Source organism: Oscillospiraceae bacterium (assembly GCA_015065085.1).
Lineage (GTDB): Bacteria > Bacillota > Clostridia > Oscillospirales > SIG627 > SIG627.
Genome location: SVQW01000012.1, coordinates 54,791 through 80,919, shown reverse-complemented (window position 1 = coordinate 80,919; position 26,129 = coordinate 54,791). Strand labels below are relative to the sequence as shown.

Sequence of the window (26,129 nt, the reverse complement as noted above, 5' to 3'; positions counted from 1 at the left end):
ATAGACGAGCATTTTTTCTATTTAATTTTCTCTGCCTCAGTCAGCATATTTTCAATAAATATCCCATACCCACGAGTTGGGTCATTTACAAAAACATGGGTCACAGCGCCGACTAATTTTCCATTCTGAATAATCGGTGAGCCGCTCATACCCTGTATTATACCGCCGGTAAGGTCGATAAGACGCTTGTCTGTCACATGTATGACAAAGTTTTTGCAGTCAATGTCATCGGGATTTATTTTGGTTATTTCAATGTCATAAATGTTGTTTTCACCTGTTCGGATAGAGGAATATATCTGTGCACTGCCCTCGCAAATTTCCTGATATGGTGCTACGGGCATTGATTTGTAGGCTGTTTTTTTAGGCAGATTGGAAAATACTCCGAACACGCCCACACCGCTGTTTGCAGTCAGAGAGCCGGTTTTTTCGGTGCCGAAATCACCCTTTAATTCACCCGGGCGTCCGGTTATTCCCCGTACTATATCGCTGATTTCAACATTCACCACCGAGCCTCTGAAAAGCGGCATGATTGTACCTGTGTCGCTGTCGCAGATACCGTGCCCCAGACCGCCGAATGCAAGAGTTTCAGGCTGGATGTAGGTCACGGTGCCGATGCCTGCTGTGCTGTCACGTATCCACATGCCGGATTTGTATTTGCCGTCGGACTGGGATTTGACGGGCGTTAAAGAAAGCTCAAGGGTTTCGTTGCCTCTTGTGACGGTGAAACTGACATTCTGCCCTGCACACTGCTCAATGGCAGCGGCTATTTCCTCGATGGTGTTAACTTCGTTACCGCCTGTGCTGATTATAATGTCACCCTTTTTAAATCCTGCCGAATCTGCGGGCGATATAAAGCCGTTTTCGGTTTCAACGTCCGATAATCCAACCACAACAACACCCTTGGTGTAGAATTTCACTCCGAACGGAAACCCACCCGGAATCAGCCGAAGCTGAGAAATGCTTTCATTTAAAAATGCATTTACACTGCGTGTTTCCTGTATGTCACGGCTGTCAGTGTACAGTGTGCTTCCGAAAACGCTGCGAGCAGTACTTTGGGGATGTAGCAAAATAACACCAAATACCCAAAATACCGCTAAAAGAACCGAAATTATACTTTTTGTTTTACTGGATTTCCACAATTTGTCCCCCTGCCGACCGTGTTTGTCGGTCGGAAACTTTTTAAAAGATATTATGTGCTGACGAATTTTGTTTTGCCGGCTTAGTTAATTTGCACATAACGGCGTGATATATGTATGGGAAAATGGCGGAATACTTATAAAAATAAGCGTATCTTAAAAAAATTGTCATTATAAATATTGACAAAATAACGAAAAGCTTATATAATAATTGTATGTTTGTAAGCATATTTATTTAGGAGTGATATATATTAAAGTTGTAAAATTCGGCGGCTCTTCTCTTGCCGATGCCGCACAGTTCAGAAAAGTAAGAGACATAATTCTTGCTCAGGATGAGCGCAGATATGTTATTCCCTCTGCACCCGGAAAGCGTTTTTCCTCTGATACAAAGGTTACCGATATGCTGTATCAGTGCTATGCTCTTGCTGAAAACGGTGAGAATATCGACGAGGCTTTCAGCGCAATTGAGGAAAGATACAACAGTATTATTTCCGATTTGGGCGTGAATATTTCTTTGAAAGAAGAATATATTACAATCAAAAACAATTTCAAGGCAAAATCCGGCAAAGATTATGCCGCAAGCCGCGGTGAATATCTCAACGGTCAGATACTTGCCGAATTTATCGGTTATAAGTTTATTGATGCCGCAAAAGTGGTTTTCTTTAACGAAAACGGTGTTCTTGATATCGAAAAAACCTATGCGGCGGTTAAAGAGGCGTGCAAAGATGCACCCCGTGCGGTTATTCCCGGATTTTACGGAACTGCATTTGACGGCAGCGTAAAGACATTTTCTCGCGGCGGAAGCGATATTACCGGTTCTATCGTGGCGGCTGCTCTTGAGGCGGAGGTTTACGAAAACTGGACCGACGTTTCGGGCTGTCTCATGGCTGACCCGAGAATTGTTGAAAGTCCGCTTCCCATTGATTACATTACCTACCATGAGCTTCGCGAGCTGAGTTACATGGGCGCCACCGTGCTTCATGAGGATGCTATTTTCCCGGTACGCCGTGCAGGTATTCCCATAAATATCAAGAATACCAATGCGCCTAAGGATGCGGGTACCATGATAGTTGCGGAGGCTCCTTCCACCAGCCGTAACCGCGTTATTACCGGTATTGCAGGTAAAAAGGATTTTGCTGTTATCGCCATTGAAAAGGATATGATGAACCAGGAGCTTGGCTTCGGCAGACGCGTATTGCAGGTCCTTGAGGACAACGGTATTTCCTTCGAGCATCTTCCCAGCGGCGTTGATACCATGAGCGTTATCGTTTCCGAAAGTGCACTTAAGGACAAAAAGGAACTTATCGTTGAACAGATATGCAAGGCTGTTAACCCCGACCATATCCACATTGAGGACGGTATTGCTCTTGTGGCTGTCGTGGGCAGAGGTATGATAAAGACTCACGGCACTGCTTCCCGAGTATTCTCTTCCATCAGCCGTGCGGATATAAATGTCCGTATGATTGACCAGGGCTCCAGTGAGCTTAATATAATCATCGGTATCCACAACGATGATTTCGAAAGATGCCTCAGAGCTATCTATAACGAATTTGTGAGATAAATTTATGAAGGTTACATGGAAGCCCGGCACACTGCTTGCGCCCATGCCTGTTGTCATGGCGTCCTGCGGTACGGCGGATAATCCCAATATAATAACCATTGCCTGGACGGGTATAGTTAATACCCACCCTGCAATGACATATATTTCCGTGCGACCCGAACGCCATTCCTACAAGCTTATCAAGGAAAGCGGCGAATTTGTCATAAATCTTGTCACCCGCGATCTGGTACGCAAGGCGGACCAGTGCGGAGTTTATACAGGAGCAAAGGTCAACAAATTTGAAAAGTTTGCTCTTACCCCCGAAAAAGCCACCCAAGTAAGCGTTCCGCTTATTGCAGAGTCTCCGCTGAACATCGAGTGTAAGGTAACACAGGTTATACCTTTGGGTACACACGATATGTTCCTTGCCGAAATAAAGGCAGTGAATGTCGATGAAAAACTGCTTGACGAAAACGGAAAGCTTTGCCTCGGAAAAGCAAAGCTTGTGGCGTATTCCCACGGTGATTACCTTGAACTGGGCAGACGTGTGGGTAAGTTTGGCTATTCGGTGAAGAAAAAGAAAAACTAGATTTTTAAATAAGGATGTTTTATGTTTAAAACATCCTTATTTTTCTTGAAAAGAGGAGTTTTATGAGAGCATTTCAGATTGATTTGGCAAGACAAAAGGAAAACCTCGGAAAAGTGTTTGAAATTTTTGATTTCGCCTCAAAATGCAGATACGACACAATTGTGTTGTACCTTGAGGACCGTATCAAAACAGAGTCCTATCCCTACGGCGATGATGCCGAAAGCTATACTGTCGATGAAGCGAAAAGCATGGTGAAATATGCCGGCAGGCTTGGCATAGAGCTTATTCCCGTGGTTTCAAATTTCGGGCATGCGGAGCGTTTTCTGGCTCATGATGAACTGAAGCATCTGTGGGAATTGCGCGATGGTATACCCGACCGCTTCGGCGGTTATCCGGGTGAAAAATTGCGCTGCGATGCCTGTCCGTCGCTGGATGAGACTTATGCGTTTTTTGACAAATACATTAGTGAAATTTCCGCTATATTTCCGTCGCAGTATTTTCACATAGGGCTGGACGAAATGTTCAATATCGGGCTTTGCGAAAAATGCCGTGCGCGTGAGGGCGGAATTTCAAAAATTTTTGCTGACCACGTAAATCACAGTTATAAGCTTTTGAAGTCGCTGGGGAAGCACATGATGATGTGGGAGGACATGTTTGAAATGTGCCCCGAGGCACTGGATATGGTCCCCAACGACATTGTTGTGTGCGTCTGGAATTACCGTTACATCTCTGACGGAATGCAGGGACATCTTAACTGCAGTAAGCGTGAGGACCTTATCGGAAAATTTCTGGCAAGAGGCTTTGAGGTGTTGTGCAGCTGTCATTACAATTTTTCAAATATCGATTCGTATCTTAATTTTGCATCGCGTCATAACACACTCGGTTTTCTGGTTACCATATGGGAGCTGAGCCGTGAGCAGTTTGACAGCATATACCCCTTCCTTGCATATTTTTCAAGACGCTATGACGGTGAAAACGATCAGCTTACGGCAATGTATGGCGCAGTACGAGATGTTTTTCCGATGGCAGACAACAGTTTTTGTAACGCATTGCTGAGTGTGATGAGTTTTCAGCTTAACGGCGGCAACTGGAATTATCCCACACCCTTTACACGAAATTCACTGCCCGACAGACTTGACAGTATTCAGCTGATGCAGAGAAGTCTGGCGTTGGATGCACTGGAAAAAAGCGTTTTTGAGGAGTATAAAAACCACCCCACATATATTGCTCTTCGTGATAACTGCCGTGTTCATGTAATAAATTACACACTGCTGTTTATACATCAGGAGCTGACCGAGCACCGCGCCGGTATTAAAAAGTGTGATATCAGGGGTATTGAGGCAAAACTCGTAAAGCTTCGTGAATTTGCGGCGAATACCTTTGAAGCGCAGAAAAGCTTGTGGAATACATGCCGTAACGGTCTTCCTTCTCCCGATATGGACAAAAAATTCAGTCATTTGATAAATGCGATTGACAGTGTATGTGATATTGCAAAGTTTGCCGTGTTTGGCTCTGACACTGTTCTTACGGTAAGCTTTTTCACCAACGACACCTGGAATATCCCGATGTTTGGCATACAGGCTATTTACGACGACGGCAGTACGTATGATGTGTTTGACGGCTCGGTAAAGCCTGTTGCACTTGAACTGAAATCCGCACCTTATACCGTTAATTTCATATTGCCCGATAAGCGTATTCCAACTTTGGTAAAGCTTACGGGAAAAGGTTACGGCGGAGCGGGATTTTCGTATGTTGAAGCAGTGTCGGAGGGCAAGCATTATACTCCGTACGCTGTATCCGAAGTAAGCGGTTCGGTCAAGTCTTCCGAAAATGTTCTTGTGTATGACAATACATGGTGCTATATGGGTAATGAAGATGTCCCCGACTGCTGTCGGAATCACGAAAATGCCATGAAGGATAACAGTATAACGGTAAAACTGAAATAATACCACGGCTACCATACACTGTTTTATATAGCAACTGTCATTTACAATATATATTGACTTTTTGCGGAAATGTATTATAATATTAATATATTCATAATCGAAAGGATGATTGTATTATGTTGTGGGAAAATCTTCGTTGCGAAGAATTTAAGGATGCTGTAGAGAAATGTAATAAAGTATGTGTTATACCGATAGGTTGTGTAGAGGCACACGGTGTACATCTTCCTCTGGGTTGCGACACCATAAAGGCGAGAGAATTTTGTGCCAGAGCATCGGAAATACATCCCGTATGTGTGTTCCCTGCTATGTATTTCGGTGAAAAATGCGGTTCGGGTGAATTTCCCGGCACAATAATTTTCCCCATTCCGCTCATTTGGCAGATTCTTGAGCAGTCCTGCCTTGAGGCGGCGCGTAACGGCTTTGAAAAGATACTTATTGTCAGCAGCCATGGCGGAAATACCAATATGCTTATGAGCTTTGTGCAGCACATGATGGATAAAATGGACGGATTTGTTGTATACCACTACTACCAGCGCATGGCTACTCCCGATATGGTGTTGGGTGATATTGAAAGCTTCCCTTACCTCACAGATGAGGATAAGGCGATAATGCAGGACTATGTTGATAATAAAAAAATGGACGGCCACGGCGGATTTGTGGAAACCGGCTGTCTTTACGATATTTGCCCCGAATATGTACGTCTTGACAGAATGGATGCGGTAAGCTCCGAATCCGTTCACCGCTTTGACGAGCTTAACAGAGCCGGCATAAGATCTCCTTTCTTCTGGATGGGCGATTACCCCAACTCCTATGCGGCAGATATGCACTACGGTCTCAACGAGCGCATTGCAAAGGCGATTGCCGCAAAAACTGTTGAAAGCACTGCCAGAGCATTCAAGTGCCTGCGTGAGGAAACGGTCTCCATGGAGTACTACAAGGAATGGATGGCTAAACAGTAAGATGCTTTGGGAACATATTCGTTGTGAAGAATTCAGAGACGAAGTTGAAAAATGCAACCGTGTCTGCGTTATACCTATAGGCTGTGTGGAGGCACACGGTGTGCATCTTCCTTTGGGATGTGATAACTTTATTGCCCGTGAATTCTGTATAAGAGCAGCAGAAATAAATCCCGTATGCATTTTTCCCACACTTCCGTTTGGAGAAAAGTGCGGTGCCGGTGAATTTGACGGAACCATAATTTTCCCTCATTCTCTGGTTATTAAAATACTTGAACAATGCTGTGAAGAGGCGGCGAGAAACGGCTTCAAAAAGATCCTGATTCTGAGCGGTCACGGAGGAAATGCCAATATTATAAACGGATTTTTACGTGGAGTGCTTTTCAAAAAGCCGGATTACCTTGTGTACCATTATAACCAGAATCTTACAACTCCTGCGGAATTGCTGAAAGAAGTTGATAAGTATCCGTATCTTACCCAAGAGGATATTTCGATTTTGCATGAGTATGCAGATAACAGAATACAGGACGGTCACGGCGGTTTTTCGGAAAGCGGTGAGCTTTACGATATTTGCCCTGAGCTTGTTCGACTTGACAGAATGGATGCACTGGATTCAAAAAATACCCACCGCTTTGATGAATTCTCAAAGCGCGGTATAATTTCGTCCTTCAACTGGATGGGTAACTATCCGAATTCGTATGGTTCGGAAAAGCATGACGGTCTGAATGAGCGTATTGCAAAGGCGCTTGCGCAAAAAACTGTTGAAACTACTGCTGAGGTGTTCAGATTCCTGCGTGAGGAAAACATATCCGACGAGTACCAAAGAGAATGGATGGCAAAGCAGTAACAGCAAGGTTTTTTGACGGATTTCTATTGACAAATGCTTCAAAATATTATATAATAGCTTAATCAGCAAAGGCGCTGAGGTGTACCTCAGCGCCTTACCTATTAAATCAGGAGATGACCGTTATGAGTAAAACATTGATTCCCAAGGACTACAAATCTTATCTGAGCCTTTACGAAACTCAGACTGCCATAGGTATAATAAAAAGAACCTTTGAGGCAAAGCTGTGCGCGGCGCTTAATTTAAAGCGTGTTTCCGCACCTTTGTTTGTGGATCCCGATACAGGACTTAATGACGACCTTAACGGTATTGAGCGTGCAGTGCGTTTTGATATTGCCGATATCGGCAGAGATGCGGTTGTTGTTCATTCGCTTGCAAAATGGAAGCGCATGGCACTTCATAAATACGGCTTCAGCGCAGGCGAGGGCCTTTACACGGACATGAACGCTATACGCCGCGACGAGGAGCTGGACAATATTCACTCCGTTTATGTTGACCAATGGGATTGGGAAAAGGTCATAACCCCCGAAAAGCGTAACGAGGAGTATCTTAAGGACACAGTACGCAAGGAGGTTGCGGCAATTTGCGAAACTCTCGACAGCGTACGTGAGATATACCCTAAAATCAATGTTACTCTTGAAAAGGAAGTAAGCTTTGTTACCACTCAGGAGCTGGAGGATATGTATCCCGACATGACCTCCAAGGAGCGTGAAAATGCATACCTCAAGGAGCACAAAACCGCTTTCATCATGCAGATTGGAGATGTTCTGAAGTCAGGTAAGAAGCACGACGGCAGAGCGCCCGACTATGACGACTGGAAGCTTAACGGCGACATACTTTTCTGGAACGAAACTCTTGGAAGTGCTCTTGAAATATCCTCCATGGGCATCCGCGTTGATGCAAAATCCCTGGATGAACAGCTCACCAAGGCAAATGCGCCTGAACGCCGTAATTTCACCTTCCACAAAATGCTTCTTGAAGATAAGCTCCCTCTTACCATGGGCGGCGGCATAGGTCAGTCCAGACTTTGCATGCTTCTTCTTGGTAAGGCTCATATCGGCGAGGTTCAGGTTTCCATGTGGGATGATAAAAGCATTGAAATATGCCGTGCGGCAGGAATAGAACTGCTCTGACGAAAGGATTTAATATGGAGAATAAGAACATTTCCGAAATATTCGGCAGTATGGTTTTCAATGACGATGTCATGAAAGCCAAATTGCCCAAGGATATATATAAATCTTTGCATTATACCATAAAAAACGGTACCGAACTGGATATAACCGTTGCTAATGTTGTGGCAAATGCCATGAAGGACTGGGCAATAGAAAAGGGTGCGACCCACTATACCCATTGGTTCCAGCCTATGACGGGTATCACTGCGGAAAAGCATGACAGCTTTATTTCTCCTCAGAAGGACGGTCATGTTATAATGGAGTTTTCCGGTAAAGAGCTTATAAAGGGCGAGCCGGATGCTTCAAGCTTTCCTTCGGGCGGTCTGAGAGCCACCTTTGAGGCGAGAGGATATACCGCATGGGACCCTACCTCTTATGCCTTTATAAAGGATGACTCACTTTGTATTCCCACGGTTTTCTGCTCTTACAGCGGAGACCTGCTGGATAAAAAAACACCTCTTCTGCGTTCTATGGAGGTGGTAAGCGCACAGGCGATAAGGATACTTAATCTGTTCGGAATAACTGATGTTATCCGTGTGAATTCCACGGTGGGACCGGAACAGGAGTATTTTCTTATCGACCGCGAGCTTTACAAAAAGCGCAGTGACCTGCTCTTCACAGGCAGAACTCTGTTCGGTGCCAAGCCCCCAAAGGGTCAGGAGCTGGATGACCACTATTTCGGTTCCATCCGTCCCCGTGTAATGGCATATATGGAGGAGCTGAATGTAGAGCTGTGGAAGATGGGCGTTTATGCAAAAACAGAGCATAACGAAGCCGCTCCCGCACAGCATGAGCTTGCCCCCGTATTTACCACCGCCAATGTGGCTACCGACCACAATCAGCTTACCATGGAATTTATGAAGCGTGTTGCTGAGCGTCACAATCTGGCGTGCCTGCTTCATGAAAAGCCCTTTGCGGGCATTGCGGGAAGCGGTAAGCACAACAACTGGTCCTTGTGCACTGCCAGCGGACTTAACCTTTTTGACCCCGGTAAGGAGCCTCAGAATAACAAAATGTTCCAGCTGTTTTTGTGTGCCGTTATAAAGGCGGTAGACGAAAATCAGGATCTTCTCAGAATAACCGTTTCGGGTGCCGGCAATGACCACCGTCTGGGTGCCGCCGAAGCACCGCCTGCCATTGTTTCCATGTTCCTGGGCGACGAAATGGATCTTGTGCTGGAAGCTATTGAAACGGGCAAGTCCTATGAAGCGGTTACTGCCAAGAAGATGAAAACAGGTGTCAATGTTCTTCCCGATTTCCAGAAGGACACCACCGACCGTAACCGTACATCGCCCTTTGCCTTTACAGGTAATAAATTCGAATTCCGTATGCTTGGCTCCTCATTCTCCATAGCTGACACCAATATTGTTCTTAATACAATTGTCGCGGATATTCTGTCGAAATTTGCCGACAGACTGGAGAGTGCCGAAAACTTTGAAAAAGAGCTTAAAGCTCTTATGAAGGAGACTGTCAAGAAGCACAAGAGAATTATATTTAACGGTAATAACTATTCCGAGGATTGGGTTAAGGAAGCCGAAAAGCGCGGACTGCTCAACCTCAAAACAACTGTTGAAGCGCTTCCTCACTTTGTGGACGAAAAGAATATAAAGCTGTTCACAAAAATGGGCATCTTCAATGAAAAGGAAATTCGCTCCAGATATGAAATAATGCTGGAGAACTACTGTAAGGTTCTTAACATTGAAGCACTTACCATGCTTGAAATGGCGAAAAAGGAAATTCTCCCCGCCGCCTGTGAATATTCAAAAATGCTGTGCGACAGTGTTATTTCAAAGAAAAACGTCGGCATAGATGCTTCCGGAAGTGCGGAAATGGTGCTTTGCAAAAAGACCGATGCGCTTACCGCTGAGCTGTATGCAAAAATTCAGGAGCTTGAAGCCGCATCGATTGAAACACATAACTGCGAAAATCTTCTTTGCAGAGCCGAGTATTTCCGTGATGTGGTTTTGGTGGCAATGCAACAGCTTCGTGCCGTCGCGGACGAATTGGAAACCATAGTTGCAAAAGAATACTGGCCTTTCCCTACTTACGGCGAATTGCTGTTTAGTGTGTAAGAAATGTATAATTTTAAACTTTTTTTTAAAAACTATTGAAAATATTAACACTTTGTTATATAATTATCAGCGGACACGATGTGTTCAGAAAGGGATTTATTTATGAAAGAAAAGATTAAAGAGCTTCTCGCAAAGCAGCTGCGTGTAGAACTGAGCGAAATCAACGAAAACACCGATATTATGGACGACCTTGGTGCCGATTCACTTGATATAGTTGAAATGCTTCAGACCATCGAAACCGATTTCGGCCTGGTTATTCCCGACGAGGATGTTCAGGGCTTGAGAACTGTCGGCGATGTTGCTGACTATATCGAACAGCACGCTTAATTACATAGTTGATAAAAAATAAGCTGTAAGGTAAAACTTACAGCTTATTTCATTTTAACGGATTATATGGGTTTAATACGATAGAAAGCGGCATCGCAGGCGGGGATCACTTTGTCGCTTGAATGAATTACTTCAAGTCTGAAGCCGTCCTTGAGAGTAAAGTCGGTATTCTGCGGAATGTCTGAATAGTTGATTGCAATTGCAATATATCCGTTTTCTCCGTCAGGATGGAGTGTTACACAAATCTGCGAGTTGTTGCTGATGAAAGGCTCATCTTTGAGAGCGCGTGCACCGATTTCACGGTAGATTTTGTAATATTTTGTTTTACATTCATACGAAAATGCGCCCGACATGTTGTATACCGCATCCTCCATCGGGAAGGTCAGGAAGTATATAAACCCTTTGCCGTATGCCTTCCTGGTGAATACTATGTCTCCGCGTTCGTCGGTGCCAATAACCTCTGCATCAATGGATTTATAGTTGTTCTTTCTTGCATATCTGAAAGGGATTGTAAGACTTTCACCGTCGGCAGTGACAGTGGCGGTATGTAATGCGCCGTCCGCTTCAATTCCGTGGGCTCTTAAGCCCAGAAGCCTTTCATGGTCGGCAATTACTCCGTCAGCCGCACTGACGTACAGTGTTGCACCCTCGTAAACGTTGGAGAGTATATCATCCATCTGCTTTTTGCGAATAGGGCCCCAGCCGTAAATAGAGGGAAGAATGTAAACCTGTGCCTTTGGTACATCGTTGTACCAGCTTCTTATAACCGGGCTGAGACCTGCCTGCTTGGCAAGTATGTAGCCTGATGTGACCTGGCTCCATTCCTTGCCGTGCCAGTTTGATGTGGCAAAAACAACGGTATTTACGGTTTTTGGCGCAAGTGTGTCAAAGGGCAGGCTTTCCAGCACAGAGGCTGTTTCGTTCATGGCGATACCCGTGTCGCGAACATTCTGGTCATGATCCATTATGCCCAACGAGCGCTCCATCATTATCCAGGAATAGGGCGGCTGGTCAAGATGCAGATGGTCCTCGGCACACCACCAGAGATAGCCCTTGGAGCCGTTTGCAAGTGCGGAGTACATAGAGGCGCGTGTGTGCTGTCCCTGTACTTCAAAGCTGTGATACATGCTTGAAAGACCGCCTGTTTCCTGCATCATGGCGGGCTTGCCGCTTATGCCCTCATAGTATTCGTTGTAAATAGTGGGGAGCATAGTTGTTCTCAGCTTGTTGCAGGGCTCGTAAACCGCGCCAATGGTGGGCGAGCCGGGGTAGGGATGAGGACAGAGAATATCGGTCAGCGCGCCCTGGTCATAAATATTCCATGGGGCGTTGGGGTTGGGGCTGAGCCCGTGCATTCCGGACATTACAGGACGGGTGTTATCGCACTTTCTTATGGTATTTGCAACCATTGCTGTCCATACAAAGGTTTCATCTTTGGTGGTGGCGGGAGAGAGATTGTTGCACTCATTTCCCAGATCCCATGCGCATATTGCGGGGTGATCCTTGATGTAATTCACAAAGCCTGTTATAAATCTTTCCTGCATTCTGAGCGCAGTGGGATGGGTTATAAGATTCAGATTTTCCATTGCAGGAGGCGCAAACAAACGTCCGCTCATCCAGCCTGTGATTACCGCAACCACCAGTTTGTAGTCATATTTGAGAGCCAGGTCACATACGGTGCGGAAATTCTGAAGCATTTTTTCGTCCAGACCATAAGGGTTGTCGGGAATTGTATCATCCTCAAATGCATATCCGTTAAATCCGCCGCCACCCTGACGCTGAGTGTGGAGCGGTTGAAAATCCCGCCAGTTAGGGAATATTCTTAAAAAACGCGAGCCTGTTTTCTTGAGATTCTTAAAATCGTTTTCCACGGTTTGGGCATCAAAGTAACGCCACATGTCCGTGCCGTGGGCGGAATCCCAGTAGTTACAGCCTATCATAAAGTTTTCATTCAATAACATAGTATCACTCCTTTACTCCGATTATAGCAGATTGGCGAGAACGGTACTATATATTTCTTAACATAAACTATGCAGAAATTCAGCTATTGACAAATATATTATAATGTTGTACAATGTTTCAAGTACAAGGCGAAGGAGATAATTATGAACCGGCCCTTTCTTGTGGAAAGAACTTTTGATAATGACAGTATTTTTTATTTGCGTAAGCGTGTACGAAGTGAAACGTTAAGGTCTCATTGGCATGACTTTTATGAATTTGAAATGATTGTTTCGGGGCACGGCACAACTGTTCTGAACGGACGGGAATACGAATTGAAAAGCGGAAGCTGTTATTTTCTTACTCCGGGCGATGTACATTCCGCAATATATGATGAACCTGCCGAAATAATCACCATTCATTTTTTTGACCGCTTTGCCGATGCGGAAGTAATAAATCGCCTGATAGAAAATGATGATAATATAACTGTTGTGAGCGAAAGAAACATACAGCGTATAGTGTCACTGTACGAGCTGATGAAAAGCACCTTTGACGATAAGGATACGGACATAGAATATGCTTCGGGGCTTTTCGGCTGTATTATGACTCTGTTTGTGTCACAGCTTGATTTCCGATACGGCAATATAAAGCGTCCGCCTCATATACAGAAGGCGATAGTATACATACACTCACATTTCATTGACTGTCCCACATTGGGTGAGGTGGCGGATGCCGTTTTTCTGAATAAAAACTACTTTTCCTCACTGTTTACGGAATGTATGGGCATGAGTTATAAGGATTACCTGCGTAAGGTCAGGCTGGAATGTGCCGCAGGGCTTATACGTACTACCTTGTTTACCGTGACGCAGATAGCCGACAGAAGCGGATATACGAGTATTTCCAACTTTAATCGCGATTTCAAAAAATATTTCGGCGTGTCTCCCACGCAGATGAAAAAAGAAGTGAATTGAACGCATTTGCGTTCAATTCACTTCTCTTAACTTACAGGTGTTTCTTCTTGTACAGTGCTTGCTATTTCATTGGGTGTCGGAAGCTCAACGGGACGGAGCGAATCCTCCTCGGTCGGTAAAGCTTCCTTTTTCTTTTTTGATTTTTTATCCTTTTTGTTTTTTACCGAGCCCGAAAGATACAGCGAGCTTTTCGACAGTACAGGTCCCACTATTTCGTAAAGCACCGCTGAGGAGAGTATTACGGCCGATAAAACACTTCCCAATTCCGCAGGCAGTATACGCTGTGCCAGTGCACAAAGACCGACAGATACACCTGCCTGTGGGATAAGAGCAAGTCCCAGGTAAAGCCTTATTGGACGCGCTGCCCGTGTGATTGCCGAGCCCATAAAAGCGGCAATATACTTGACAATGATTCTGACAATGAAATATACAACACCGATTATTCCCGCACTTTTAAGCATGGTTACGTCAAGCCGCATGCCCGATACCACAAAGAATATCATAAGTACAGGTGGAGAAAACTGATTTATCAGCTTGTAAAGCTTTTTGTCCTCGGTTATGTTTATGTAGGTTGCACCAAGTGACATGGACGCAAGCAGGGGAGATATGTCCATAATGGAGCATATATAGGTAATGACAACCACCGATGCGATTGTCAGAACAAGACGGCTGTCGTCCGTCCCCACCACTTTGAGCAGGTATTTCAGTATAAATCCCATCAAAAATCCCACTACAATGCCAATCATATTCATCAGAATGGGCACTACAACCACATCGGGGTCGATACTGCCGCTGGAAGCGGAGGTCTGGACAATAGCGGCGGCAATGCTGAAGGCTATGATGGAAATAAGATTGTCGATAGCTATTACCTGCACCGTTGTTTCAACAAATTCCCCTTTTGCCTTGAGAGTTCTGATGTTCATTATGGTGGAAGCAGGTGCGGTGGAAGCGCCGATTGCTCCTATAAGAAGTGAAAAGGGCAGAGCGAGCCTGAACACAAGGTGCATTATCATCGTAATTACCGCCATGGCAGTAAGTGTCTCGAAAAGCGTTATTACGATTACACGTCCCACGTTGTTTCTGAAGTTTTTAAGCTTCATGTATTTTCCCACACCGAAGGATATCAGCGCCAGTGCAATGTCTGTTACAAAATCCATTGCCGTAACGGTTTCGGCGGGTATTATTCTTAAAACATACGGTCCTATAAGTATTCCGCAAAGTATGTAGCCCGTAACATTGGGCAGTTTCATCAGCTTGGTGATGCGTGTCACCAGAAAAGCACCCAGAGTTATGAAGCAAAGCTGAAGAAGTATAGGCGATCCGCCCAGAGAGTATAAAAAATTTTGCATGATATTACGCTTTCTCTTTACATGATTTTTACATTATATTATACATCGCAATTAGCTTTTTGTCAATAGCAATTTGCCGAAATTGAAAAAAATACAATGCTTTTTTGGTAAGTATACATCTTGACATTTGGGAGTATATGTTATATAATAAACAAAGATGTAATGAGGTATGACTATGAAAAATGAAAAAATACTTGTCCGCACGTACAATGTTTTGCAAAATGATTTGCCGGTATATGTGGATTATAAGAATATGGACAGCTGTCACTTGCACCGACATGAGTTTTATGAAATAGATTTATTCGTTTCGGGCACAGGTATCAGCACTGTGGAAAGCACGGCGCTGGAGATAACCACGCCCACCTGCCTTCTGAATTTTCCTTATACTACCCATTCATTCAAAGCGCATGAGGGTTGCTTTGAAATATACAATATTGCCTTTTCCGAACGCTTTATATCTAAGGAATGCATGAATTACATCTATCGGTTGGAGTCTTCACCCTGTATAAAGCTCAGTTGTGAGGAGCTGGAGCTTCTGCAGCGGGATGCACGGCAGATTTATGAGGACTACATTGGAAATTCGTCAATGAAAACCGAACGTATTCGTACACGGCTGGAGGCTATGCTGATGTACATAATATCCCGCACGCCCCCAAACGAGCGCAGAGGCGACCTTACGCCCATACAGGCAGCGCTTTCTTACATTTCGCGTAATCTTGACAAAAAGATTACTGCCTCGGAGCTTGCGGAGCTGGTGCATGTTTCTCCCAGCTATTTCGGTACATATTTCAAAAACAATTACGGGAAAAGCCACAAGGTGTACATTACCGAGTTGAGAATGAAAAATGCCATGAGCCTGCTTCTGTCCACCGACAACAGCATCACTGCCATCAGCGAAGAATGCGGATTTGTTTCTGTTTCCAATTTCATAAAAGCATTCAAGGAATATTGGGGTGCCCACCCGTTGGAGTACCGCCAAAACCGCGAATAGTTATTTTGGGCACGTTTTTCGTTGTTTTTTCTATTGTTTTATATCATTGGTTGATATATAATTAACTAAAATCAGAAAATTAAAATTTTTATAAATTCCGGAGGTAATTATGGAAAAGATTAAAGTTGGTATCATCGGTTGCGGTTGTATCGCAAACGCGGCTCACATTCCCGCGTATCTGAACAATCCCGAAGTGGAAATCAAGTATTTCTGCGACATTCTTCCCGAAAAGGCTCAGGCAGCTGTGGAAAAGTATGGCGTAGGAACTGCTGTTGAGGATTATCACGTAGTTCTCAATGACCCCGAAATTCAGGGTGTTTCCATTTGTACCCCTAACCTGATGCACTCCATCATTTCCTGCGATGCACTGCGCGCAGGCAAGCACGTTCTGTGCGAAAAGCCCGCTGCACGTATTTACAGCGAAGCTCTTGAAATGCAGAAGGTTCAGCATGAAACCGGCAAAACCCTTAACATTGGTGTTGTAAACCGTTTCAAGGATTGCACCCGTGCAATTAAGAAGAGAATTGACGATGGCGACCTGGGTGAAGTTTACCATGTATACGTAAGCTTCCGTGCTCACCGTTCCATCCCCGGCCTGGGCGGCGCATTCACCACCAAGGCTATCGCAGGCGGCGGCGCACTCATCGACTGGGGCGTACATTACATCGACATCGTTATGTTCTGCCTTGGCGACCCCCAGCCTCTTACCGTTTCCGGCAGACAGTTCTGCAAGCTGGGCGTTGATATGAAGAACTATGTTTACAAGAACATGTGGTCTGAGGTTACCAAAAATGTAGAAACCGGTACCTACGACGTTGACGACAGCGTTACCGCTTTCGTTCGTACTCAGGATTCTGCTGCCATCACCATCCACGGCGCATGGGCTCAGAACATCGGTGTTTCCGAATGCTATATTGACTTTATGGGTACAAAGGGCGGTATACGTCTCCAGTACGGCGGAAACTACACCTTCTACGGTACCAAGGACGGTCAGCTGTATGAAGAAACTCCCGAGCCCTTTACCGACAATATGTGGAACAACGAGATCAACGCTTTCGTTGACAGTATCAAGAACGGCACAAAGCAGCCTTCTCACATTGACAACGTTATTATCACTGCAAAGCTTATGCAGGGTATCTACGATTCTTCCGACGCTAACCGCGAAATCGTATTTTAATTTATGCTGAAGCACATTGTTGTGTGGAAGTTTGCCGACAGTGCTAATGGCAAAACAAAAGCAGACCATCTCAGCTTTGTAAAGGACAGCCTTTATGCACTGGTGGACAAAATTCCCCAAATCAAAAAAATGGAAATAGGCATTGATATTTCCGGCACTGATATGTCGGGGGATATGGTGCTTATCACCGAATTTGAAAATAAGGACGACCTTAAAATATATGCCGAGCATCCCGAGCATGTCAAGGTAGCTCAGTATGTAAGACAGGTCACTGTTTCCCGTACGGTTGTGGATTTTAATTTTTAGAACTATTAAAACAAGGCAGAATTTTCTGCCTTGTTTTTATTTGTGCGATAACTGAACAAACCTGTTATAGTGCTTTGGGCTTGATTGTGATATAATTAAACTGTAATTATATAAATAAATCAAGGGGGATTTTTATGAAACATAAGCTTAATGACAGCAAGTATATTGCAGAGTTCCTTGCAAATAATTTTGAAAAGGAAGAAATAATCCCGGAAATTTTTGAGTTTTTCAAAATTGACTGCATGGAGAGATGCAGCTTTGACCCTTCTCAGCTTGACGAAAAGATAATGAAATTCAACGACAAAACCGAGTGTGATGTTGCACTTTTGGAAGATATAATAAGTTTTATTATAACAGGACGTGACAACGTTAAAAAACGTGAAAACGAGTTGTACAATCGGATAATGGATACTGTTGTCGAAACCATGACATCCGACATAAAATTTGAAGAAATAGCAAAACAGCTTCACATCAGCTATTACTATATGTGCCATTTGGTAAAGGATAAAAGCGGAATGACCCTGAACACTTTCAGAAACCGCAAAAGACTTGAAAAGGCAATGAGAATGCTGGCGGAGGGGAATGAAAAGATTTCCGATATCGCAACCCTGTCCGGTTACAACAATATAAGCTATTTTACCGAAACCTTTACGAAATATATCGGTATTACGCCAACGGTTTTCAAAGAGCAAGCCCAAAATATATGTTTTCATCCGTTTTATGAATATGATGATATGCTTCTGGCGATAAAATTTGAAAGTGCCGAATTTTTGGATAAAGAAATAAAAACAGTCACACAGGATATACAATCTGTCTGTGTTTGTTCTCCCGATGATAATTTTAAGTTTTTACACGAAACAGCCATTATTGAATATCACGGTGTGTTATATGCATCGTGGTACCATTGCCGCGAGCGTGAGCTTTACGGCTATACACCAATTTGCGGCAAGCGTTCCTTTGATGAAGGAAAAACATGGTCGGAATTAGAGATCATTTGCGAGGATAAAAGCGAAAAAATTCTTTACTGCCCACCTGTTTACGGTATTTGTGATGATAAATTGTATATGATTGTTAATCAGATGGTTGCACCCGATCATATACATTCACTTGATTTATATATGCTTAACACAAAAACCGATAAATTTGAATTGCTATGGTCAAAGCCGATCCCGTTTAAGCTAAACACGAATGTTGTGACATTGCCCAACGGAAAGCTTATGCTTCCGGGAAGAATTGCAGAATTGGACGGTTTCCCAACCACACCGGCCGTGCTTATTTCCGACAGCGGAAAAATTGATTCCGAATGGCGTTTAATTAAAATTGCAGAAAACGGAAATCTGCCTGACGGTACAACGCTTGTTCATCCTGAAATATCTGTTATATGTGTAGGGGAAACGCTGTATATGTTCAACAGAAATGACCTGAGAAGGGTTCCCATTGTTTATATTTCAAAGGATTGCGGTGAAACCTGGAGTAATGCCCACTCCCATGACATACCGTATGTTTCTTCAAAAATATATTGCGGTGAATTAAGCGACGGACGGCATTATATGCTTTGCAATACCGATAAATTCAACCGTAGCAAGCTTACGGCATATTTTACCGATGGTGAATCCTTGCGCTTCACAAAAAGGCTTGATATTCTTGAAACCAGCGGCAAAGCGTGGGGCGAAATACATTACCCCGCCGCCTGGGAATACGGTGATTATCTTTATGTAATTGCGACAAAACTTCACGCGGGCATCGGTCGCGGTGCGGAATTGTTCAAAATCAATCTGAAAAAATAAAGGATATAAAGTGAGAAAAATGGTACAAAACTTCAAAAACAAGCTCAAAAACGGCGTTGTGGGAATGTTTTCCAAAACCGAAGACCCCGCAATGATTGAGGCTATGGGTTACGGCGGTGCTGACTTTGTCATAATTGATCTTGAGCATGGCCCCAACACCATCAGGTCCGCACAAAATCTTGTGCGTGCGGCACAGCTTACGGGAATGTTCCCCATAATACGCACCAAGGAGAACAATCCTTCTGTTATGGCGGAAGCGCTGGATATAGGCGCAGGCGGAATACAGATTCCTCAAATAACCGACAAGGCTTCAGCTCTTGAGGTGATAAAAAGAACAAAGTTTTCACCCTTGGGCGAAAGGGGAGTATGCAGATTTGTTCGCGCGGCGAAGTATTCCTCGATGGACAGATTTGAGTATTTTGAAAAGGCAAACCAAAGCGTTATAATTATGCAGATAGAGGGATGCGAGGGAATAAATAACCTTGACGAAATTCTTCAGGTTGAGGGGATAGATGTGATTTTCATCGGCCCGTACGACCTGTCCCAGTCCATGGGAGTTGTGGGACAGACCGATCACCCCCTGGTACAGGAAAAGATGCTTGAAATAATTGAAAAATGTGGCAAAAAAGGCGTTTTGGTGGGGACATTTACCGATACATTGCAAAATGCTCTGAAATGGAAAAGCCTTGGTGTAAAGTATATCGCCCATTCGGTGGACGTTGGAATCTTTTATCAGGCGATTAAGGATACCGTTGATAGTATCAAGAATTAAATATGAAGAACGAAAACCTCTTTTTCGAAAAGAAAAAGAGGTTAGACTGTCGAGAAAAACGTGATACCGTGACGGAAATAAATTATATTTCAAAAAGAAAAAAATAAATCAAAAAACAATTTAACAGCAGGTGATACATCGAATATCACCTGCTGTTTGTCGCTTTTTGCCGCTTCAAGCCTTACCGTACCTTTGTACGCCAACAGGCTTAAATCGGCAAAATATCATCGTCTTTTCGAAAGTCTTACAGTGTGTCGATAGGTTTATCGACACACTGACCTCTTTTTCAAAAAGAAAAAGAGGTTTTTTGTTGCGGTTGAATAAAAAAACATTCAAGTGTACATACTGTTTACGAATGTTTAAAAAGGCAGGTGCGAGACATGGGAGAGCAGATACTTAAAATGAGCGGCATCGAAAAGCGCTTTTCCGGAGTATATGCCCTGAAGAAAGCAAATTTTGAATTAAACTCAGGTGAGATACATGCCCTCATGGGCGAAAACGGAGCAGGCAAGTCAACCCTTATGAAGGTTCTGTGCGGAATACATCAGCCGGATGGCGGTAAGATTGAGCTGTTCGGAAGCGAGGTGCATTTCAGAAACATTTCCGAATCGCAAAGAGCGGGCGTCGCCATTATACATCAGGAACTGAATATGATGAACCATCTCACCGTGGCGCAGAATATATATATCGGCCGTGAGCCAATGATTGGCGGTGCCATAATAGACGACCGCAAAATGGAAAATGATGCTGCTGAGCTTTTCGGAAAAATAGGTGTAAAGATAGACCCGTCACAAATTCTGGGAACGCTCACTGTCGGAAAACAGCAGATGGTGGAAATAGCCAAAGCCATATCCCATCACTCAAAACTTCTTATTCTGGACGAGCCTACCGCGGCACTGACACAGCCGGAGGTTGAAGAGCTGTTCAAAATAATGAAGGACCTTAAGAAAAAAGGTATCGGAATGATATATATTTCCCATCGTATGGATGAGATAGGCAGAATCTCCGACCGTATTACCGTTATGAGGGACGGGGAATACGTGGGAACACTTGAAGCAAAGGATTATGACCGTGACAGACTGGTTCAGATGATGGTGGGACGTGTTATTTACGGTGATAAAAAAGAGAAAAGCAATGTAAATAACGATGCACCCACTGTACTCGAGGTGAGAAATCTTAACCGTGCCGGAACGATAAGGAATGTTAGCTTCAAGCTGAAAAAAGGTGAAATACTGGGATTTTCGGGGCTTATGGGAGCAGGACGCACCGAAGTGGCGCGTGCGGTGTACGGCGCGGATAAATATGACAGCGGAGAGATATTTATAAACGGTGAGCTTGTGAAAATAAAGGAGCCGTCCGATGCGGTAAAACATGGTATATGCTATCTTTCGGAGGACAGAAAGCGCTACGGTCTGTTATTGGCAAAATCCGTGGCGGAAAACTCTGTTCTGGCAAATCTTGACGATTATATAAATGTCGGTTGGATAAACGACAAAAGAATCAATGATGCCGCAGCTGAGATAAACAGTGTTCTTAAAACCAAAACCCCGTCGGTTTTTCAGGAACTGAGAAATCTTTCGGGCGGAAATCAGCAAAAAGTAATTGTTGCGCGATGGCTTTTGAAAAACTGTGATATTTTTATTTTTGATGAGCCTACCCGAGGCATAGATATCGGTGCAAAAAGTGAAATGTACGAGCTGATGGAAAAGCTTGCTTCTCAAGGCAAATCCATTATTATGATTTCCTCCGAGCTGAGTGAAATACAACGTCTCAGTGACCGTGTTATAGTCATGTGCGAGGGACGCATAACGGCAGAGCTTGACATTGCGCAGGCATCTCAGCAGGAAATAATGAAATACGCTACCATGAGGGAGTGAAAAAATGCAAAAGCTTATTAATTTTTTGAATACCAAAGGCAAACAGAATATCATCATTTTTCTCGCTCTTATTGCGCTGATTGTGATTTTTTCCGTATTAAACCCCAACTTTGTGGATAAATATAATATTGTCAGCATGGCGCAGTCGCTGTCACCCTATGCGTTCCTGGCATTGGGCGTAACATTTGTAATAGCCACCGGCGGAATAGACCTTTCAATAGGTACTGTATGCATTGCCGCATCGGTTGTGGCAGGTAAGCTGTATATGGAAGGTATGCCTCTTTGGGCGACAATTCCTGTAATGCTTGCGATAGGAACGCTTTTCGGTATAATTAACGGGATTCTTGTAGCGGTAATGAGGCTTCCGCCTTTTATAGCCACGCTGGGAACAATGATGTTTGCCAGAGGACTTTCGGCACTGGCGGTTTCCGTTCCGAATATATTCTATCCGACGGGTACTTGGTTCAATGCTGTTTTCTCCAACGCAAACGGTGTGCCTACGGGAATATTCTGGATACTCGGGTTTATGCTTGTATGCATGTACCTTATGTATAAATGTAAGATAGGAAGATATATTCTGTCCATAGGCAGTAATGAGGAAGCAACACGGCTTTCCGGTATCAATACCACAAGATATAAAACTCTTGCTTATGTTTTCAGCGGTATAGGCGCAGGTCTTGCGGCTATCTTCTGGTCGGCATCCTTTACCACTGTTGCCTCTGCAACGGGTAACGGAATGGAGTTGGATGCCATAGCAGGCGTCTATATCGGCGGTACAAGCGCTGCGGGCGGTGTAGCTTCGGTGAGCGGGTCGGTAATCGGCTCGGTACTGCTGGTGGTTATCAGGAGCGGACTTAATTTTGTTCTGGCAAAGTTCAATCTCAACCTCAACGCAACCTATGTAACCTACGTCCTGACGGGCATAATAGTTGTTGTTGCCGTGCTGATGGATGTAATCAAAAACCGAAAAAACAAAAGATAAATTCAAAAAAGAAAGAGGAACAGTATGAAAAATATTTACCGTTTTAGCTTTGCCCTGGCGGCACTGATTTTATGTGCCTTTATCCTTATTTCCTGCACCCGCGATACGGGTACAACCGATGACAACATTAATTCCAATGGTGATGTAGGCATCCTTGAACCCGGCACCGACAACGGCGACATGACCGACAGCGGAATAGGAAACAACAATAACAACAACGTAACCACCACCAACAAGACCATTGCGGTTATTGCCAAAGGCGAATCACACGCCTTTTGGCAGTCTGTAAAAGCCGGCGCAGAGGACGCCGGCAAAAAATACGGATACAAAATAACATACCGCGGTCCCGTAAGCGAATCCCCAAAGGACATCCCCTCTCAGATGGAAATGGTACAGACCGCCCTGTCCAATAAGGCATCAGGTCTTGTTATTGCCACTATCGGAGAGGGCTTTGCCGATATGCTCAAGCAGGCTTATAACCTTAATATACCTGTGGTGCAGTTTGACAGCGGTATATGGGCAAATGACCTTCAGGCACTTGATAAAGCAAATAAAAATCCCATACTCGCCTGGGTTGCCACCAGTAATGAAAAGGCGGCGGCTCTTGCGGCAGAGAATTTTTATCTTTCGATAAAAGATGAAATTGCATCATCTGACAGTTATATTCTGGGTGTTATTCAGCATGACGAAACTCAGACAGGTATCGACCGCGCAAAAGGGTTTATTGATAAGTTTTCACAGCTTGCCGAAGCCGATGAAACCACCAAGGGAAAATGCGTTATTGAAAAAGAGGTAAAGCCCGGTGATGCGGACAATGCATACAAAACGGCACTGGAGGCTCTTTACGAAAAGGGCGCTGATGCCATATTCATGACCAACGAGGGTGTTGTAAAGCAGGTTTATGACGCTATCGGCGCGTCGGGAAGCAAGTATGACAAAATTAAATTCTGTGGCTATGATGCCGGCACAAAGCAGATAGAATGGATGAAAAAAACCACCGGCCCCAAGCTTGTGGGTGCAGTGGCGCAGGATTCCTATCAGATAGGATATCAGGCGGTGGAGCAGTGTGTGTTTGCTCTTGAGGACAAGGAAGTGACTGCCGAGGTTGCCATTGCCGGTACCTGGTGGAATGCTATGAATGTGGACGATATGATAGACCGGAATCTGGTTTACGAGGGATAAAAAATAAACGGCAAGTTTGACTTGTCGTTTACAGACTGTCGAGAAAGTCGTGATACCGCGACGGAAATAAATTATATTTCAAGAAACGCAAATAAATCAAAAAAGAAATTAACAGCAGGTGATACATCGAATATCACCTGCTGTTTGTCGCTTTTTGCCGCTTCAAGCCTTACCGTACCTTTGTACGCCGACAGGCTTAAATCAGCAAAATATCCCTGACTTTTCGAAAGCCTTACAGTGTGTCGATAGGTTTATCGACACACTGTAAACGGCAAGCGTCGCTTGCCGTTTATTTTTATTTTTCCATTATTGCTTTTTTGGTTTTTTCCGCATCGGTAACGTACAGGCGGTACCAGGTGATGAACACCAGTATTGTCCAAAGCTTGCGGTAGTTGTTTTCACTGCCGTCACGATGGGCATTGAGCATACGAAGTGCTTCCTCTTTTACGATATAATCATCGGCAGTGGAGTTTTCGATAATGTCCTTTGCCCAATCATAAAGCTCGTTTTTGAGCCATTTGTACACGGGGACCGGGTAGCCCAGCTTGGGACGCATGAAGGTTTCTTCATTTATCATGTCCTTGAAGGCATAGCGCAGTATATACTTTGTTGTGCCGTGGGAAAGCTTATCCTCATCGCATAACATGGAGGCAACCTTGAAAACCTCTTTGTCAAGGAACGGAACGCGGACCTCGAGTGAATGTGCCATGCTGAGACGGTCGCCCTTTACAAGAATGTCACCTCTTATCCAGGTGTTCATATCAACATACTGCATTTTGTTGGGGGGAGAAAGGTGACTGCATGCCTTGTATATGTCCTCCACCTGTGAGTAGAATTTTACGTTGGGGTCGTATGTTTTGAGTATGGAGGGCTTCTCTTTTTCGGAATATATGAATGCATTTCCGATGTAACGCTTTTCGATAGGGGTGTAACCGCGTTCGATAAAAGCCTTGCCTTTTACACTGTCGGGCAGAAGCATTGCAAAGCGGTAGATGATTTCTTTTATAAAGCCGGGCAGAGCATAAAACCTCGCCGCCGGCATGGCTGAGCCGTATACCTTGTATCCACCGAACAATTCATCTGAGCCCTCGCCCGACAAAACAACTTTAAGATGCCGAGCGGCTTCCTGACAAATCAGATATATTGCAACGGTAGAGGGGTCGGCGGTGGGGTTGTCAAGGTGATATACAACTTTTTCAAAGGCATTTTTGAAGTCTTCAACACCCGCCACAAGCTTTATGTGCTCTACATCAAGATGCTTTGAAATTTCGCTTGCTGCATCTATTTCGGAATATTCCTTTACACCGAAAGCTACGGTAAAGGCTTTTATACCCGGGTTTAATTTACTTGCCGCCGCAGTTATTACGGCAGAATCTATGCCGCTGGAAAGGAACGTTCCCACGTCAACATCGCTTATCATATGATACTTGACGGATGAAAGTACGGTTTCGCGTACTAATTTTGCCTTGTCCTCAAAGCTTATTTCCTTTTTGGGGCAGAACATGGGGTCAAAATACTTTTCCACCGTCACGGCGTTTTCGGATTTAAAATCACAAACCATGCTGTGTCCTGCGGGGAGCGACTTTATTTTTTGGCTCATGGTGTTGGGCTCGGGCACGTATTGGAAAGAAAGATAGTGCTGAAGCATCTCTTTGTCAACTGAAAATCCACCCATACTGTCATCAAACAAGAACGGTTTTGTCTCGGAGGAAAATACTATGCCCTCACCGTTTTCGCGGTAGTAAAACGGCTTTATGCCAAAGGGGTCGCGTGCGGCAAACAGCTTTTGTTCCTGTTTGTCGAATATCACGTATGCAAACATTCCTCTGAGAAGCTTTACAAAGTCCCCCTTGTGCTCGTGACACAGCGTTACCAGTACCTCAATTTCAGAGTTGGTGGTAAAGGTGTAGCCTTTTTTCATCAATTCGTCACGAAGCTCACGGTAGTTGTATATTTCTCCGTTGAACACCGCAGTATAACGTCCGTCAAAGCCACAAAAAGGCTGGGAACCTTTTTCGAGGTCTATTATGCTGAGACGTCTGAAGGCAAGCGCAAGATTGTCATAGGTGATTATACAATCCTGGTCGGGACCGCGGTAATCAATTGCTTTTGACATGTTTTTGATGTTTTCCCTGTCTTTTTCGCTCAGAGACAGCTTTTTATAAAGTCCTGCAAATCCGCACATAAAAGTGTATACTTCCTTTTTAAGTTTATT

General features: G+C 44.3%; 21 protein-coding genes. 17 read left to right on the top strand and 4 right to left on the bottom strand.

The window, feature by feature from the left end; translation table 11 throughout:
- Positions 1 to 17 precede the first annotated feature (17 nt).
- On the bottom strand, positions 18 to 1,205 hold the full coding sequence (gene spoIVB / locus E7588_08485; GenBank protein MBE6689293.1) for a SpoIVB peptidase: 1,188 nt from the start codon (positions 1,203 to 1,205) through the stop codon (positions 18 to 20).
- A 181-nt stretch (positions 1,206 to 1,386) separates the two neighbouring features.
- Between spoIVB and E7588_08480 the strand changes: the two genes are divergently transcribed.
- The 8 genes from E7588_08480 to acpP all read left to right on the top strand — a co-directional run bounded on the left by E7588_08480 (position 1,387) and on the right by acpP (position 10,582).
- Positions 1,387 to 2,697, top strand: a complete 1,311-nt coding sequence (locus E7588_08480; protein MBE6689292.1) for an aspartate kinase — start codon at positions 1,387 to 1,389, stop codon at positions 2,695 to 2,697.
- A 4-nt stretch (positions 2,698 to 2,701) separates the two neighbouring features.
- Entirely contained in the window at positions 2,702 to 3,265 is a 564-nt protein-coding gene (locus E7588_08475) for a flavin reductase family protein (protein MBE6689291.1), read from the top strand.
- Between the two features lie 62 nt (positions 3,266 to 3,327).
- Positions 3,328 to 5,211, top strand: a complete 1,884-nt coding sequence (locus E7588_08470) for a hypothetical protein (GenBank protein MBE6689290.1) — start codon at positions 3,328 to 3,330, stop codon at positions 5,209 to 5,211.
- A gap of 116 nt (positions 5,212 to 5,327) precedes the next feature.
- The gene (locus tag E7588_08465; protein MBE6689289.1) at positions 5,328 to 6,170 is read left to right on the top strand and encodes a creatininase family protein; all 843 of its coding nucleotides are present in this window, start codon (positions 5,328 to 5,330) and stop codon (positions 6,168 to 6,170) included.
- Positions 6,022 to 7,014: a creatininase family protein gene (locus E7588_08460; protein ID MBE6689288.1), complete on the top strand. Its 993-nt coding sequence runs from the start codon at positions 6,022 to 6,024 to the stop codon at positions 7,012 to 7,014. The genes E7588_08465 and E7588_08460 overlap by 149 nt, the downstream gene beginning before the upstream one ends.
- Positions 7,015 to 7,136: 122 nt before the next feature.
- Positions 7,137 to 8,144: an aspartate--ammonia ligase gene (locus E7588_08455; GenBank protein MBE6689287.1), complete on the top strand. Its 1,008-nt coding sequence runs from the start codon at positions 7,137 to 7,139 to the stop codon at positions 8,142 to 8,144.
- A gap of 14 nt (positions 8,145 to 8,158) precedes the next feature.
- Positions 8,159 to 10,255: a glutamine synthetase type III gene (locus E7588_08450; GenBank protein MBE6689286.1), complete on the top strand. Its 2,097-nt coding sequence runs from the start codon at positions 8,159 to 8,161 to the stop codon at positions 10,253 to 10,255.
- 102 nt (positions 10,256 to 10,357) lie between these two features.
- On the top strand, positions 10,358 to 10,582 hold the full coding sequence (gene acpP, locus E7588_08445; protein ID MBE6689285.1) for an acyl carrier protein: 225 nt from the start codon (positions 10,358 to 10,360) through the stop codon (positions 10,580 to 10,582).
- A gap of 62 nt (positions 10,583 to 10,644) precedes the next feature.
- Here acpP and E7588_08440 read toward each other — a convergent pair whose 3' ends face one another.
- Positions 10,645 to 12,543: a hypothetical protein gene (locus tag E7588_08440; protein MBE6689284.1), complete on the bottom strand. Its 1,899-nt coding sequence runs from the start codon at positions 12,541 to 12,543 to the stop codon at positions 10,645 to 10,647.
- 144 nt (positions 12,544 to 12,687) lie between these two features.
- Between E7588_08440 and E7588_08435 the strand changes: the two genes are divergently transcribed.
- A complete protein-coding gene (locus E7588_08435; protein ID MBE6689283.1) occupies positions 12,688 to 13,491 on the top strand; it encodes an AraC family transcriptional regulator in 804 nt (267 codons plus the stop codon).
- A 26-nt stretch (positions 13,492 to 13,517) separates the two neighbouring features.
- On the opposite strand, the gene E7588_08430 is transcribed toward E7588_08435, so the two are convergent.
- Positions 13,518 to 14,840 (bottom strand): cation:proton antiporter, encoded by a 1,323-nt coding sequence (locus E7588_08430; GenBank protein ID MBE6689282.1) that lies wholly within the window; start codon positions 14,838 to 14,840, stop codon positions 13,518 to 13,520.
- Between the two features lie 169 nt (positions 14,841 to 15,009).
- Between E7588_08430 and E7588_08425 the strand changes: the two genes are divergently transcribed.
- The 8 genes from E7588_08425 to E7588_08390 all read left to right on the top strand — a co-directional run bounded on the left by E7588_08425 (position 15,010) and on the right by E7588_08390 (position 23,914).
- Positions 15,010 to 15,831 carry a helix-turn-helix domain-containing protein gene (locus E7588_08425; GenBank protein MBE6689281.1) on the top strand — a complete coding sequence of 274 codons (822 nt, stop codon included), beginning with the start codon at positions 15,010 to 15,012 and terminating at the stop codon, positions 15,829 to 15,831.
- A 109-nt stretch (positions 15,832 to 15,940) separates the two neighbouring features.
- The gene (locus E7588_08420) at positions 15,941 to 17,008 is read left to right on the top strand and encodes a Gfo/Idh/MocA family oxidoreductase (protein ID MBE6689280.1); all 1,068 of its coding nucleotides are present in this window, start codon (positions 15,941 to 15,943) and stop codon (positions 17,006 to 17,008) included.
- Between the two features lie 3 nt (positions 17,009 to 17,011).
- Positions 17,012 to 17,314: a Dabb family protein gene (locus tag E7588_08415; protein MBE6689279.1), complete on the top strand. Its 303-nt coding sequence runs from the start codon at positions 17,012 to 17,014 to the stop codon at positions 17,312 to 17,314.
- A gap of 134 nt (positions 17,315 to 17,448) precedes the next feature.
- Complete coding sequence (locus tag E7588_08410; protein MBE6689278.1) at positions 17,449 to 19,101, top strand: helix-turn-helix domain-containing protein; 1,653 nt, start codon at positions 17,449 to 17,451, stop codon at positions 19,099 to 19,101.
- Between the two features lie 19 nt (positions 19,102 to 19,120).
- Positions 19,121 to 19,873 carry an aldolase gene (locus E7588_08405; protein ID MBE6689277.1) on the top strand — a complete coding sequence of 251 codons (753 nt, stop codon included), beginning with the start codon at positions 19,121 to 19,123 and terminating at the stop codon, positions 19,871 to 19,873.
- 380 nt (positions 19,874 to 20,253) lie between these two features.
- Positions 20,254 to 21,750: a sugar ABC transporter ATP-binding protein gene (locus E7588_08400; protein ID MBE6689276.1), complete on the top strand. Its 1,497-nt coding sequence runs from the start codon at positions 20,254 to 20,256 to the stop codon at positions 21,748 to 21,750.
- Between the two features lie 4 nt (positions 21,751 to 21,754).
- Positions 21,755 to 22,732, top strand: a complete 978-nt coding sequence (locus E7588_08395) for an ABC transporter permease (protein MBE6689275.1) — start codon at positions 21,755 to 21,757, stop codon at positions 22,730 to 22,732.
- A 24-nt stretch (positions 22,733 to 22,756) separates the two neighbouring features.
- Complete coding sequence (locus tag E7588_08390) at positions 22,757 to 23,914, top strand: hypothetical protein (protein MBE6689274.1); 1,158 nt, start codon at positions 22,757 to 22,759, stop codon at positions 23,912 to 23,914.
- 295 nt (positions 23,915 to 24,209) lie between these two features.
- Here the strand turns inward: E7588_08390 and asnB are convergent, their stop codons facing one another.
- The gene (asnB, locus tag E7588_08385; GenBank protein MBE6689273.1) at positions 24,210 to 26,099 is read right to left on the bottom strand and encodes an asparagine synthase (glutamine-hydrolyzing); all 1,890 of its coding nucleotides are present in this window, start codon (positions 26,097 to 26,099) and stop codon (positions 24,210 to 24,212) included.
- Positions 26,100 to 26,129: the final 30 nt, after the last annotated feature.